The following is a 12,638-nucleotide window of genomic DNA, read 5'->3' on the forward strand; positions in this document are numbered from 1 at the left end:
GGGGGCTCTGGGGGGGGCGGTCTCCCCCCGGCCCGGGCACCCCCCGGGGGGGCGGCCTACCCGGGGGGGGGGCGGGGCCGGCCCCCGGTGCCGGCCCCGTCCGCCGGTTCAGGCCATCCAGACGGTGGTGATGTTGCAGAACTCCCGGATCCCGTGGTCGCTCAGCTCCCGCCCGAAGCCCGAGCGCTTGACGCCGCCGAACGGCAGGGCCGGGTGCGAGGCGGTCATCCCGTTGAAGAACACCCCGCCGGCCTGGATGTCCCGGACGAAGCGCTCCTGCTCGGCCGGGTCGGTGGTCCAGACGTTGGAGCTGAGCCCGAACGGTGTGTCGTTGGCCCGCGCCACCGCCTCGTCCAGGTCGGCGACCTCGTAGACGGTGGCCACCGGGCCGAAGGTCTCCTCCAGGTGGATCCGCATCGCCGGGGTGATGCCGGTCAGCACCGTCGGCTCGTAGAACCAGCCGTCCTCCCGCCCCTCGGGGCGCCGGCCGCCGCACTCCACCCGGGCCCCGTGCGCCCGGGCGTCCTCGACCAGCTCCACCAGGTCCTCCCGCCCCTGGCTGCTGGCCAGCGGGCCGACCTCGGTGGCCTCGTCCATCGGATCGCCGACCGTCAGCGCCCGCATCGCCGCGGTGAACGCCTCGGTGAACGGCCGGTACACGGCGGTGTGCACGATGAAGCGCTTGGCGGCGATGCAGGACTGCCCGTTGTTCTGCACCCGGGCCCGGACTGCGGTGGCCACGGCGGCGTCCAGATCGGCGCTCGGCAGGACCACGAACGGGTCGCTGCCGCCCAGCTCCAGGACGGCCTTCTTCACCTCGTCGGCGGCCGCGGCCGCCACCGCGCGACCGGCGGGCTCGCTGCCGGTCAGCGTCACGGCGGCCACCCTTGGGTCGCGCACGATGCCCTCGACCGCGCCCGAGCCGATCAGCAGCGTCTGGAAACAGCCCTCCGGGAAGCCGGCCCGGCGGAACAGCTCCTCCAGGGCCACCGCCGTGCGCGGCACGTTGGAGGCGTGCTTCAGCAGCCCGACATTGCCCGCCATCAGGGCGGGGGCGGCGAACCGCACCACCTGCCAGAACGGGAAGTTCCACGGCATCACCGCCAGCACCGGCCCGACCGGGCGGTAGCGGACGTAGGCCCGGGCGGCGCCGGAGTCGGCGACGTCGGCCGGGGCGGGGTGTTCGTCGGCGAGCAGGGCCTCGGCGTTCTCGGCGTACCAGCGCATCGCCTTCGCGCACTTGGCGGCCTCGGCGCGGGCGGCCGTCAGCGGCTTGCCCATCTCCAGGGTCATCGTGCGGGCGATGTCCTCCCGGTCCTCGTCCAGCAGGTCGGCGGCGCGGCGCAGCAGCTCCGCGCGGTACGCGAAGGACGTGGTGCGGTAGCTCTCGAACGCCGCCTCGGCGCGGGCCAGCCGCTGCTCGATGCCGGCGGCGTCCAGTGCCTCGAAGGTCTCCAGGGTCTCGCCGGTCGCGGGGTTGACGGTTGCGATGGCCATGCGGTGGGCTCCCAGGTGTCCGTGGGGGTTGCTCCGGAGTCGTTGCTCCACCCTCGCCGACACCCCGCCCCGGGCGCACCACCGCCGCCCGGCGTGTTGTCGCCGGCGGCCGGCCGCCCGGGCCTCAGTCCGGCAGCGACTCCGCCCGCGCCGCGGTCTCGCGGGCGCGGGCGCCCGCCCTGGTCCGGCCGGCCGTGACCAGCCGGTTCGGGAACCGGTGGAGGTACTCGGCCTCCAGCTGCCCGGTCCGCAGGGTGTGCCGCTTCAGGGCGTCGTCCGACCCGTACAGGAACGTCTCGTGCCTGGTCCGGTGCAGCTGCTCCAGCTCGCGCAGCAGCGTGTCGTTGCCCAGGGCGTGCGGGGAGATGCCCTCGGGCCTGTTGTGCGGAGCGTCGTCGGGGTGCCGCATGTCCACTACCTCCTCGGCACGGGCCCCCCACTGACCGGTGCCCGGTCGTCGCCGCCGGTACACCCGGGACCGGCGCGCCGGCGGCGCCGGCGAGAAGGCCCGTAGGGGCAGTGTCGTCGCCGCCGGGGGCTTTCGCCAGGCGGTGCGGAGCCGTCGTCGCGGACGGTGCGCGGCCGGCCCTCGGTCGTGGCGGCCGGCCCGGCGGATCGTACGATGACTATCTCGACGCACCTTTCCTTTCCCTCCCAGAGCTCGGAACGATCACCCATGCCGCTCCCCAAGGCCGAACTCCACCTGCACATCGAAGGCACGCTGGAGCCCGAACTCGCCTTCGCGCTCGCCCGGCGCAACGGTGTGTCGCTCCCGTACGCCGACACCGAGGAGCTGCGCCGCGCGTACTCCTTCAGCGACCTGCAGTCCTTCCTGGACCTGTACTACGCGCTGATGGCGGTCCTGCGCACGGAGGAGGACTTCGCGGACCTCGCCGACGCCTACCTGGCCCGGGCCGCCGAGCAGGGGGTGCGGCACGCCGAGATCTTCTTCGACCCGCAGGCGCACACCGCGCGCGGGGTGCCGCTCGACGTGGTGGTCGAGGGCCTCGGCCGGGCCCTGGACCGCGCCGAGGAGCGGTACGGGATCAGCACCCGACTGATCATGTGCTTCCTGCGGGACGAGTCCGCCGAGTCCGCGCTGGAGACCTTCGAGGCCGCCCGGCCGCACTTCGGCCGGATCACCGGGATCGGGCTCGACTCGGCCGAGGTCGGCCACCCGCCGGCCAAGTTCCGCGAGGTCTACCGCCGCGCCGCCGAGGCCGGTCTGCACCGGGTCGCCCACGCGGGGGAGGAGGGCCCGGCCGCGTACATCACCGAGGCCCTGGACGTCCTCGGCGTCGAGCGGATCGACCACGGGCTGCGCTGCCTGGAGGACCCGGCGCTCGTCGACCGCCTGGTCCGCGACCGGATCCCGCTCACCCTCTGCCCGCTGTCCAACGTGCGTCTGCGCTGCATCGACACCCTGGCCGACCACCCGCTGCGCGCCATGCTCGCGGCCGGCCTGCTGGTCACCGTCAACTCCGACGACCCCGCCTACTTCGGCGGCTACGTCGACGACAACTTCCGCGCCGTCGAGCAGGCCCTCGCGCTCGACCCCGAGACGCTGCGCCTGCTGGCCGCCAACTCCTTCCGCGCGTCCTTCCTGGCCGAGGACCGCCGCGCGGCGCTGCTGGCCGAGGTGGCCGCCTACGTGTTCGAGCCGGCCGGCGCCTGACCGGCGCCTGACCGGCGGCGAGGCCGCCGGCTCCGGGCCGCGTCGGGCCCGGAGCCGGCGGGGGATCAGAGCAGGGTCGACCAGTAGTACCAGAACCGGTTGAGGATCAGCAGCGCGATCACCGCGTACCAGAGCGCGGGCACCACCCAGTGGTAGCGGGCCGCCTCGCGCACCACCGGGCGCAGGGCGCGCGAGGTCGGGATCACGCCGGTGCGCAGATTGCGCAGGGTGGTGTACCAGAACAGCGGGATCATGGTCGCCCAGACCACCATGCAGTACGGGCAGAGGGCGCCGATCCGGTACAGCGCCTGGTACATCAGCCAGCTGACGAAGCCGATCCCGAACAGCGTCCCGGCCTGGAGGCCGAGCCAGAACCAGCGCCGGTAGGTGGCCCCCGCCAGCAGGCCGGCGCCGATCGTGACCACCACGGCGAAGCCGGCCAGGCCCAGCAGCGAGTTGGGGAAGCCGAAGGCCTCGGCCTGGTCGCTGCGCATGATCGAGCCGCAGCTGATGATCGGATTGATGTTGCAGTTGGGGACGTAGGACGGGTCCTTCAGCAGCCGGATCTTGTCCAGCGTCAGAACGGCCGAGGCGAAGATCCCGATCGCGCCGCCGATCAGCAGCAGGAGGGCGAAGGGCCGGCTCGCCCCGTGCCCGCGGTCGGGTGCGGCGGTCGTGCGGTCGGGCGTCACCCGGTCACCTGCTTGACCATCGCGGTGAACCGCTCGGGCGTGACGGGCGCGCCGTTCGCGAAGACGTCCAGCTTGGTGCCGTCCAGCTTCACCGTCGGGGTACCGCTGACGCCGCTCTTGTCGAAGGCCTTGTTCACCTGGTTGGCCCACGGGGTGTAGGTGCCGTCCTGGACGGCCTTCACGAAGGCGTCGGTCTTCAGGCCCGGGACCTGTCCGGCCAGGTCGAGCAGCCGGTTCACATCGGCGAAGCCGTCATTGCGCTCGTCGGGCTGGTTGGCGTAGAGGACGTCGTGGAACTGCTTGAACTTGTCCACGCCCTCGTTGAGCGCCGCACCGGCGGCGGCCAGCGCGGTGCGCGAGCCCTTGCCGCCCAGGCCCTGGTCCAGGAAGGTCGCCAGGTGGTACTCGATCTTGTAGGTGCCGGCGTCGGCGAGCTGCTGGATGGTCTTGCCGTTGGTCGTCTCCAGCTGCTCGCAGTACGGGCAGCGGAAGTCCTCGTAGATCTCCAGGGTGTGCGGCGCGTCGGCCTTGCCGTAGGTGATGACGGTGCCGTCGGCGCCGCCCGCGTTGGCGGGGGTGACCAGCGGTCCGGCGGCCGCGGCGTCACCGGAGCCGGCGGAGCCGCCGACGGCGAAGGCCACGCCCGCCACCAGGGCGAGCACGGCGGCGGAGGCGGCGCCGACGACGGTCCGGCGGCGGATCCGGGCCGACCGCTCGGCCCGCTCGCGCTCCTCGCGCATCCGGTCGGTGGCGGCGCGCCGGGCGGCGTTCCTGGTGGTCCGGGCAGTGCTGGGCTGGGGCTTCTTGCTCATGGCGGGGTGTCGTCCTGTGCTCTCGGTCGGTGGGACGGGCGGGCGCGCACGGGCGCGCGGCGAGAACGACCGGCGGAGAAAGCGGAAGCGGGTTCTCAGCGGGCCGGGACGGGCACCGGAGGCCCGCGCCGGACGGCGGGGCTGAGCAGCACGTCCTCGACCGGGACGCGGACCCGGCTGGCGCGCGGGAAGGGCATCCGCACCACCGGGCGGGCCGGGACGGGTGCGGCGAGGAGCAGCAGCAGTCGGCGGCCGGCGGTGGGCAGGTGCCGCGCGAAGTCCCCGAGCACCCGCGCGACGGCGGCCAAGCCGCTCAGCGCGGCGTCGGCGCGGCGCAGCCAGAAGGCGGCGGCCAGCGCGATCGCGCTGTGCAGCGCCAGGAGCGTCAGCAGGGCGGCGGAGCGGGAGAGCCCGTGGCCCAGCAGGACCCCGCCGAGCGAGCCGCCGCCGCACAGCAGCGGCTCGAAGCCGCGGGCGGAGCCGGGCGGCAGCGACGGACAGGTGCTCTGGGCGAACTCGAACAACGCGCTCAGGCCCAGCTCCAGCGGCAGGAACACCGCCGCGATCGCCGGGTAGCCGCGCTCGGATCCGGCGAGGACGAAGGCCACCGCGAAGACGGCGCCGCCGGCCAGGGCCAGCGTGCCGAGCGGCAGCGGGCGGCCGGTGACCAGCACCTGGCCGAGCCCGGCGAGCAGCACGACCAGCGCGGCGAAGATCGCCGCGCGAAGCGTCCTGGGGGCCGGGCCGGTGCTCATGGCATCCGAGTCTGCCACAGGTTGAATGGTGGACGACCGGGCCGAAGGATTCCTGTGAAGATCCTCACGACCGCTCTGAACTGGGCTTGTTCGCCTCTTGTCCGAGCGTGTCGGCCGGTGCTCCGGGCTCCCGGGCGGCGGCCGCCGCTCCGGGCCGCTCGGACCGGGCGGCGGCCGTCCGGGCCTCGACGATCTCCCGGAAGAGCTCCAGATCGGCGCGCACCACCCGTTCGATCGCCCCGGCCTGGGCGAAGCCGCGCGGCCCGCCGAACACCTGCCGCACCGTCTCCGGGTCGTACTCGACGCGGATCTGCAGCCGGGTGTGGCTCCCGTCGAGCGGGAGCAGCGCGAACGCGCCGTGCAACCGGGGGTCGTCCAGCGTCCGCCAGGCCATCACCCGGCCCCGCCCGCGGTCGGTGATCTCGGTCTCCACGTCCCGCTCGGCGCCGTCGACCTCCACCCCGAGGTGGGCGAGGTTGCTGCCGTGCGGGTACGCGCTGCGTACCCCGCCCACGAACCGCGGGTAGTCGTGGACCCGGTGCAGCTGCTCCCAGGTCGCCAGCACCGGGGCGTCGATGTCGATCTGCTCCTCCAGTGTGCTCATGACGGGACCGGACCTCCTGTGGTCGGCTCACTAGGTGCGCGGACACCTCCAGCCTGCGCCCGGGGGCCGCCGGCGGGCAACGAGAGCGCCGCGCCGCAGGGCCGACGGGGCCGGACCGGCGGGCGGCCGCCGACGGACTGCGCGAGACTGGGCGCATGCCGGAGCTGCCCGAGGTCGAGGCCCTCAGCGCCTTCCTGTCCGAGCGGCTGACCGGGCGGGTGATCGCCCGGGTGCAGCCGGTGGCCATCAGCGCGCTCAAGACCTACGACCCGCCGGTCACGGCACTGGAGGGGCGGACGGTCGGCCCGGTCACCCGGCACGGGAAGTTCCTGGACATCGAGGCCGGCGGCCTGCACCTGGTGGTCCACCTGGCCCGGGCCGGCTGGCTCCGCTGGAAGGACAGCCTGCCGACCGAGCCCCCGCGCCCGGGCGGGCGCAACCCGCTCGCCCTGCGGGTACGGCTGGACGGTCCCGCCGGGGACGGCTTCGACCTCACCGAGGCGGGCACCAAGAAGGGGCTCGCGGTGTACGTGGTGACGGACCCGGCCGATGTCCCCGGGGTCGCCAGGCTCGGTCCGGACCCGCTGGACCCGGGCTTCACCCTGGCGGACTTCACCGCCCTGCTGAGCGGTGAGCGGCGCCGGCTGAAGGGCGTGCTGCGCGACCAGACCGTGCTGGCCGGGGTCGGCAACGCCTACTCGGACGAGGTGCTGCACGCGGCGCGGATGTCCCCGTACAAGCCGGCGTCGGGCCTGACCGAGGAGGAGACGGCCCGCTTGTACGAGGCGCTCGGCGGCACCCTGCGCGCGGCGGTCGAGCGGTCGCGGGGGCTGGCGGCCGGCGAGCTGAAGGCGGAGAAGAAGCTCGGCCTGCGGGTGCACGGCCGGGCCGGGCAGCCGTGCCCGGTCTGCGGGGACACCGTGCGCGAGGTGTCGTTCGCCGACTCCTCGCTGCAGTACTGCCCCACCTGCCAGACCGGCGGCAAGCCGCTCGCCGACCGGCGGCTCTCGCGGCTGCTGAAGTGACCTGCCCCGGGGCGGACCGTCGCGCGGACCCGCCGCCCCGGGGCCGGCGGGGCCTGGGCGTGTTTCCTCACTCCCGCCGGGCGCGCGACGCCGGGCATCCCGCCTGACCGCACCGGCGAAACGTCCACGTACGACCCAGTACGAGGAGGCTTCGCCGGCATGCCCGGCCGGGCGCCCGACGCCGCGCGCTGATCCGACGCGAGCGAGGAAACACGTCCTAGCGCTTCCGGGCGACGCCGCCCCAGTAGTAGGCGGCGGTCGGGTCGGCCGGCGGCTCGCCGTCCGGGCGCCAGGCCATCACGGGGGCGACGCCGGGCTCGATCAGGTCCCAGCCGTCGAAGAACCCGGCGACCTCCTCGCGGGTGCGCGGGACGAGGGTCATCCCGCCGGCGCGGGCCGCCTCGGCGACCTTGGCGACGCTCTCCGGATCGAAGTCCTGGGTGGGGTGGGTGAGCGCGAGGCAGCTGCCGCTGGGCAGCGCGTCACGCAGCGCGGCGACCTTGCCCCACGGGTCGTCCTCGTCCGCGACCAGCATCAGGACGGCGATCATCAGCAGGCCGACCGGCCGGTCGAGGTCCAGCGTGGAGGTCAGCGCCGGGTCGCCGAGCAGTTCGGCGGGCTTGCCCAGGTCGGCGTGGATGTAGGTGGTGCGGCTGGCCGGCGTGGAGACCATCAGCGCGCGGGCGTGGGCCAGCACGATCGGGTCGTTGTCGACGTAGACCACCCGGGTGCCCGGGCTGACCGCCTCGGCGATCTCGTGGGTGTTGGGCGAGGTGGGGATGCCGGTGCCGAGGTCGAGGAACTGGTGGATGCCCTGTTCCCGGGCCAGGTAGCGGACGGCGCGGCCCTGGAACGCCCGGTTCTCCTTGGCCATCGCCTTCACGCTGGGCACGGCCTGCTCGATGGCCTGTCCCATGGCGCGGTCCGGCGGGAAGTTGGTCTTTCCGCCCAGCCAGTAGTCGTACACGCGTGCGGAGTGCGGGGCGCTGGTGTCGACGCCGAAGCGTTCCCACTGGCTCAGCTCGACGGCGTCGTCCTGGGGCTGGTCGGAGAAGTCCTGACTTGTCGTCATGGCCACGTCCTCTGAAGACAGATCATCACACTGGGGAGGTCAGCGTAGCGGTCCAGGTGGGGCGGCTGTCGCCCGGTCCGCCGGATGGGGGTCGAACTGGGCCGTCGGAGTGGTGCTGGGGGCCGTCGGAGTTGCCGGTGGGAGGCCGGGCGATTGGCGGGGGAAGCATCGATCATGCTGTCTGATCGTCAGATTACTTCGCGAAGATTGCTGCTGGTCGCGGCCGGGATGTCCCTGCTCGGGGTCGCCGGCTGCCGGGGGTCGCAGGGGGTGAACGGCGGGGTCGCCGCACCGGGGGCCGGGGCGGAGGGTGTGCCGACCGACGGGCACGCTGCCGAACCCGCGTCCGCCCCGGCGGCCCCGGCCATTCCTTCTGCCTCGCCGTCCGCGGCTCCGTCCGGCCCGCCGTCCCCCTCCGCCGCCGCCTCGGCGCCCCCGGCACCCGTCGCCTCCGGGACGCCGGTCGCCGCGCCCCGGAAGCTGACGGCCGCCGAGAGCAAACCGGTGTACGAACTCGACGCCGAGCGGAAGGTGGTGGCCCTCACCATCGACGACGGTCCGGATCCGCGCCACACCCCGACCGTGCTGGCCCTGCTGGAGCAGCACGGCATCCGGGCGACCTTCTTCCTGATCGGCGAGAACGCCGTCGAACACCCCGACCTGGTCCGGGAGATCGCCGCCCGGGGCCATCACATCGCCAACCACACCTGGACCCATCCGGACCTGCGGAGCCTGTCCGACGCGAAGGTGCGGGACGAGCTGGAGCGCACCTCGGAGCTGCTCAACAAGCTCACCGGAAAGCCGCCGACCTGGTTCCGCGCGCCGGGCGGTGACTGGTCGAACGCCTCCCTCAAGGTCATCGCCGACCTCGGGATGCGGAACATGGCCTGGTCGGTGGATCCGCGCGACTGGGCCAGGCCGGGGACCAGCGTGATCACCGACCGGATCCTGAAGGACGTCCGGCCGGGCTCGATCGTGCTCAACCACGATGGCGGCGGGGACCGTTCCCAGACGGTGGCCGCGCTGAAGGCCTACCTGCCGGTGCTGGTCGACTCGGGGTACAAGTTCACGGCGCCCCCGGGGTAAGGAGGGCGAGCGGAGAGGAGGGTAGCGGCTTTCCCCCCTAAACCACTCGAAAGGGTGGATTGGGAGAACCGTTTCTGCGAATTTAGGGCCCCTAGGGTGATAGTGCATCAATTCGCCAGGTACCACCGGGTACCGCCCTGAAAGGCCCGTCCCCATGCGTCTCCGCAACGCCGCGCTCGCCGTCACCAGCGCCGTCGCCCTCGTCCTCGCCGTGCCCACCTCCGCGGGTGCCGCCACCGGCGACTTCCTGTACAAGGTCGGGCGCGGCACCCCGGCCGGGCTGGCCGACCCTCGGAGCGGGGAGTGCATCAACCTCTTCGGGGCGACCGAGGCCGACCCGGCCTTCGCGCCCGAGAACTTCACCACCTCGACCGCCACGGTCTTCCTCGACTTCGACTGTGACGGCGACGTCTACTACGTGATGAACCCGGGCAAGAAGCTCGGCAACCGGCTCAAGCTGCGGTCCGTCATCTTCTCCTGAGGGCAGTCGATTCCGGCGGAGCGCGGGACAGTGCGGCGATCGGTTGAGACCATTCCGGAAAGTCGACACCGGGAGCGGCCTTGCCGACACCAATCGCCGGGCTGTCCGCCTGGGTCCGCGGACTACTGATCGTCCTCGCCGTGCTGCTGCTCGCCGCGGCGGGCTTCGGCCTCCATCGGGTGTTCGGCCCGGGGGGCACCGCCACCGCGCCGGCCGGGCCCGCCGGACCGCGCACCGCGGACCGGATCGTCCCGGCGCCGCTCGCCGCCACCGCCGGTCCGGGCCCCGGCTACCGGCTCTCCGAACGGACCGCGGTGCGCGTCGAGGGTGCCGGGGAGCAGGTCGCCGAGGTCCGCCGGATCGCCGAGCGACTGGCGGACGAGCTGCGCCGGCCGACCGGGTACCCGTTCGAGGTGACGGACGGCGGTCCGGGCGACGGCATCCGGCTCGTGCTCGATCCGGCGCTGCCGGCCGAGACCGGCGCCGAGGGGTACCGGCTCACCGCGGACGCCGAGGGCGTCCGGATCACCGCCCTGACCCCGGCCGGGCTCCACCTGGGCACCCGGACACTCCGTCAGCTGCTGCCGCCGCAGATCGAGAGCCGGGTGCCGGTGACCGCCGGGCCGCCGTGGTCGGTCGCAGCGGTCTCCGTCGAGGACCGGCCGCGCTACGCCTACCGGGGCGCGATGCTCGACGTGGCGCGGCACTTCTTCACCGTCGCCGAGGTCGAGGGGTTCATCGACCGGCTGGCCCTGTACAAGATCAACTACCTGCACCTGCACCTGACCGACGACCAGGGCTGGCGGATCGAGATCCCCGGCCGGCCCGCGCTCACCGCCGTCGGCGGGGGCAGCGAGGTGGGCGGCACGCCCGGCGGTTTCTACACCGCCGCCGACTACCGGGAGATCGTCCGGTACGCGCAGGAGCGCTACCTCACCGTCGTGCCCGAGATCGACCTGCCCGGGCACAGCAACGCCGTCCTCGCCGCCTACCCCGAGCTGGACTGCACCGGCAGCGCGCGGCCCTGGCCGTACACCGGGATCGAGGTCGGGTTCAGCACGCTCTGCCCCGCCGGGGAGGCGGTGTTCGCCTTCACCGGTGAGGTGATCGCGGAGATTGCCCGGCTCACCCCCGGCCCGTACCTGCACATCGGCGGCGACGAGGTGCGGGCGGTGGCGCCGGAGGCCTACCGGGACTTCGTCCGACGGGTCGGTGCCCAGGTGCTCGCGGCCGGGAAGACGCCGGTCGGCTGGAACCAGACCGCGCCGGCCGCCGGGCCGGGTGGGGTCGGGCTGCTGCAGTACTGGGACGGCAAGGGCCGCGACCAGGACGTGCGGGACGCGATCGGGCGCGGGGCGAAGGTGATCATGTCCCCGGCCGGTCGGACCTACCTGGACATGAAGTACGAGGCCTCGTACCCGCTCGGACTGCGCTGGGCCGGGACGATCGACGTCCGGTCCGCCTACTCCTGGGACCCGGACACCCTGATCGACCTGCCGGCCGGCTCCGTCCTCGGGGTGGAGGCGCCGCTCTGGACCGAGACCCTGGACACCCCGGAGCGGCTCGACCTGATGCTGCTGCCGAGGCTGCCGGCGCTGGCGGAGCTGGGCTGGTCACCGAAGGCGGGCCATGACTGGACGGGGTTCCGGCAGCGGCTCGCCGAGCAGGGCGCCCGGTGGACGGCCGCCGGCTTCGGCTACGAGAAGCGGTCCGAGATCCCCTGGCCGGCGCCGTAGTGCCGTCGGGCAGGGCTGTTCGGCCCTGGGGGATCGGAGCCGGGCGGCGTAGCGTGACGAGAGGGGAGTTCGCGTCGGCTTCGACGGGGCTTCGACGGCGGAGGAGGAACGATGTCCGCACCGACACTCGACCCGGTGGAACAGGAGGAGTTCGCGGGTCGCATCCTGGAGGTGTTGAACGACGCCTGCCTGGGATTCATGGCCAGTATCGGCCACCAGACCGAACTCTTCGACACCATGGCCGGCCTCGCCCCCTCGACCAGCGAGGAGATCGCCCGCGCCGCCGGGCTGAACGAGCGCTACGTCCGGGAGTGGCTGGGCGGCATGGTGGTCGGCGGGATCGTCGACTACGACCCGGAGCGGGCCGCCTACACGCTGCCGCCGGAGCACGCCGCCTCCCTCACCAGGGCGGCCGGACCGGACAACATGGCCGGGCTGATGCAGTACCTCAGCCTGATGGGCGAGGTGGAGCAGCGGGTCGTCGAGGCGTTCCGCCGGGGCGGCGGGGTGCCCTACTCGGCGTACCCGCGGTTCCAGGCCCTGCAGGCCGAGGAGTCGGCGCGGGTCTACGACCTGGCCCTGGTGGAGGGGATCGTCCCGCTCGTGCCCGGGCTGACCGAGCGGCTGGACGCCGGCATCGACACGCTCGACATCGGCACCGGTCAGGGGCACGCCGTCACTCTGCTCGCCCGGGCCTTCCCGAGGAGCCGGTGCGCCGGCGTCGACATCTCCGAGACCGGCATCGCCGCGGCCCGGGCGGAAGCCGCCGGGCTGGGCCTGGACAACGCCCGCTTCGAGGTCGCCGACTCGGCCGAACTCACCGGCTCCTACGACCTGATCACCGCCTTCGACGTGATCCACGACCTGGCCCGGCCGGACCGGACACTGGCCGCCGTGGCCGGCGCGCTGCGGCCGGACGGCGTCTTCCTGATGGGCGACATCGCCGCCAGCAGCCGGCTGGAGGAGAACATCGGCCACCCGCTGGCCCCGGCGCTCTACGCGCTGTCGACCTTCTACTGCATGACGGTCTCGCTCGGTGAGGGCGGCGCGGGGCTCGGGACGGTCTGGGGCGAGCAGACCGCCCGCCGGATGCTGGCCGAGGCCGGGTTCGGCGCGGTCGAGACCAAGCGGGTCGAGGGGGACGTGCTCAATCTGTACTACCTGGCGCGGCCGGCCGGGGGCGGCGCGTAGCGGGTACCGGTC

General features: G+C 73.7%; 13 protein-coding genes. 6 read left to right on the forward strand and 7 right to left on the reverse strand.

What is annotated here, in order from left to right:
- Positions 1 to 108: 108 nt before the first annotated feature.
- Both ACFXHB_RS23500 and ACFXHB_RS23505 read right to left on the reverse strand, forming a co-directional pair.
- Complete coding sequence (locus ACFXHB_RS23500; protein ID WP_380576558.1) at positions 109 to 1,497, reverse strand: NADP-dependent succinic semialdehyde dehydrogenase; 1,389 nt, start codon at positions 1,495 to 1,497, stop codon at positions 109 to 111.
- A gap of 124 nt (positions 1,498 to 1,621) precedes the next feature.
- The gene (locus ACFXHB_RS23505; protein WP_380576559.1) at positions 1,622 to 1,906 is read right to left on the reverse strand and encodes a DUF6158 family protein; all 285 of its coding nucleotides are present in this window, start codon (positions 1,904 to 1,906) and stop codon (positions 1,622 to 1,624) included.
- Positions 1,907 to 2,173: 267 nt separating this feature from the next.
- Here ACFXHB_RS23505 and ACFXHB_RS23510 point away from each other — a divergent pair, with 267 nt between their 5' ends.
- Positions 2,174 to 3,172, forward strand: coding sequence for an adenosine deaminase (locus ACFXHB_RS23510; RefSeq protein WP_380576560.1), 999 nt, complete (start codon positions 2,174 to 2,176; stop codon positions 3,170 to 3,172).
- 65 nt (positions 3,173 to 3,237) lie between these two features.
- Here ACFXHB_RS23510 and ACFXHB_RS23515 read toward each other — a convergent pair whose 3' ends face one another.
- The 4 genes from ACFXHB_RS23515 to ACFXHB_RS23530 form a co-directional block, all read right to left on the reverse strand.
- Positions 3,238 to 3,864, reverse strand: a complete 627-nt coding sequence (locus tag ACFXHB_RS23515) for a vitamin K epoxide reductase family protein (RefSeq protein ID WP_380576561.1) — start codon at positions 3,862 to 3,864, stop codon at positions 3,238 to 3,240.
- Positions 3,861 to 4,676 carry a DsbA family protein gene (locus ACFXHB_RS23520; protein ID WP_380576562.1) on the reverse strand — a complete coding sequence of 272 codons (816 nt, stop codon included), beginning with the start codon at positions 4,674 to 4,676 and terminating at the stop codon, positions 3,861 to 3,863. The genes ACFXHB_RS23515 and ACFXHB_RS23520 overlap by 4 nt, the downstream gene beginning before the upstream one ends.
- Before the next feature lie 95 nt (positions 4,677 to 4,771).
- Complete coding sequence (locus tag ACFXHB_RS23525) at positions 4,772 to 5,431, reverse strand: hypothetical protein (RefSeq protein WP_380576563.1); 660 nt, start codon at positions 5,429 to 5,431, stop codon at positions 4,772 to 4,774.
- A 64-nt stretch (positions 5,432 to 5,495) separates the two neighbouring features.
- Positions 5,496 to 6,035: an SRPBCC family protein gene (locus ACFXHB_RS23530; protein WP_380576564.1), complete on the reverse strand. Its 540-nt coding sequence runs from the start codon at positions 6,033 to 6,035 to the stop codon at positions 5,496 to 5,498.
- 155 nt (positions 6,036 to 6,190) lie between these two features.
- Between ACFXHB_RS23530 and ACFXHB_RS23535 the strand changes: the two genes are divergently transcribed.
- A complete protein-coding gene (locus ACFXHB_RS23535) occupies positions 6,191 to 7,060 on the forward strand; it encodes an Fpg/Nei family DNA glycosylase (RefSeq protein ID WP_380576565.1) in 870 nt (289 codons plus the stop codon).
- Between the two features lie 217 nt (positions 7,061 to 7,277).
- On the opposite strand, the gene ACFXHB_RS23540 is transcribed toward ACFXHB_RS23535, so the two are convergent.
- On the reverse strand, positions 7,278 to 8,132 hold the full coding sequence (locus ACFXHB_RS23540; RefSeq protein ID WP_380576566.1) for an SAM-dependent methyltransferase: 855 nt from the start codon (positions 8,130 to 8,132) through the stop codon (positions 7,278 to 7,280).
- 174 nt (positions 8,133 to 8,306) lie between these two features.
- On the opposite strand from ACFXHB_RS23540, the gene ACFXHB_RS23545 reads away from it, so the two are divergent.
- From ACFXHB_RS23545 to ACFXHB_RS23560, 4 genes are all read left to right on the forward strand, one after another.
- Positions 8,307 to 9,218 carry a polysaccharide deacetylase family protein gene (locus ACFXHB_RS23545; protein WP_380576567.1) on the forward strand — a complete coding sequence of 304 codons (912 nt, stop codon included), beginning with the start codon at positions 8,307 to 8,309 and terminating at the stop codon, positions 9,216 to 9,218.
- 154 nt (positions 9,219 to 9,372) lie between these two features.
- The gene (locus tag ACFXHB_RS23550; RefSeq protein ID WP_380576568.1) at positions 9,373 to 9,699 is read left to right on the forward strand and encodes a hypothetical protein; all 327 of its coding nucleotides are present in this window, start codon (positions 9,373 to 9,375) and stop codon (positions 9,697 to 9,699) included.
- An 80-nt stretch (positions 9,700 to 9,779) separates the two neighbouring features.
- Positions 9,780 to 11,435 (forward strand): beta-N-acetylhexosaminidase, encoded by a 1,656-nt coding sequence (locus tag ACFXHB_RS23555; RefSeq protein WP_380576569.1) that lies wholly within the window; start codon positions 9,780 to 9,782, stop codon positions 11,433 to 11,435.
- A gap of 111 nt (positions 11,436 to 11,546) precedes the next feature.
- Complete coding sequence (locus tag ACFXHB_RS23560) at positions 11,547 to 12,626, forward strand: class I SAM-dependent methyltransferase (protein WP_380576570.1); 1,080 nt, start codon at positions 11,547 to 11,549, stop codon at positions 12,624 to 12,626.
- Positions 12,627 to 12,638 lie beyond the last annotated feature (12 nt).

It is taken from the genome of Kitasatospora sp. NPDC059327 (genome assembly GCF_042752535.1).
In the GTDB taxonomy this organism is placed as follows: Bacteria; Actinomycetota; Actinomycetes; order Streptomycetales; family Streptomycetaceae; genus Kitasatospora.

Bases quoted from the DNA above. Each gene is read 5' to 3' on its own strand.
- ACFXHB_RS23525 (WP_380576563.1), bottom strand. From the start codon at position 5,431: ATGAGCACCGGCCCGGCCCCCAGGACGCTTCGCGCGGCGATCTTCGCC.
- ACFXHB_RS23510 (WP_380576560.1), top strand. From the start codon at position 2,174: ATGCCGCTCCCCAAGGCCGAACTCCACCTGCACATCGAAGGCACGCTG.
- ACFXHB_RS23505 (WP_380576559.1), bottom strand. From the start codon at position 1,906: ATGCGGCACCCCGACGACGCTCCGCACAACAGGCCCGAGGGCATCTCC.
- ACFXHB_RS23545 (WP_380576567.1), top strand. From the start codon at position 8,307: ATGCTGTCTGATCGTCAGATTACTTCGCGAAGATTGCTGCTGGTCGCG.
- ACFXHB_RS23530 (WP_380576564.1), bottom strand. From the start codon at position 6,035: ATGAGCACACTGGAGGAGCAGATCGACATCGACGCCCCGGTGCTGGCG.
- ACFXHB_RS23535 (WP_380576565.1), top strand. From the start codon at position 6,191: ATGCCGGAGCTGCCCGAGGTCGAGGCCCTCAGCGCCTTCCTGTCCGAG.
- ACFXHB_RS23550 (WP_380576568.1), top strand. From the start codon at position 9,373: ATGCGTCTCCGCAACGCCGCGCTCGCCGTCACCAGCGCCGTCGCCCTC.
- ACFXHB_RS23520 (WP_380576562.1), bottom strand. From the start codon at position 4,676: ATGAGCAAGAAGCCCCAGCCCAGCACTGCCCGGACCACCAGGAACGCC.
- ACFXHB_RS23560 (WP_380576570.1), top strand. From the start codon at position 11,547: ATGTCCGCACCGACACTCGACCCGGTGGAACAGGAGGAGTTCGCGGGT.
- ACFXHB_RS23540 (WP_380576566.1), bottom strand. From the start codon at position 8,132: ATGACGACAAGTCAGGACTTCTCCGACCAGCCCCAGGACGACGCCGTC.
- ACFXHB_RS23500 (WP_380576558.1), bottom strand. From the start codon at position 1,497: ATGGCCATCGCAACCGTCAACCCCGCGACCGGCGAGACCCTGGAGACC.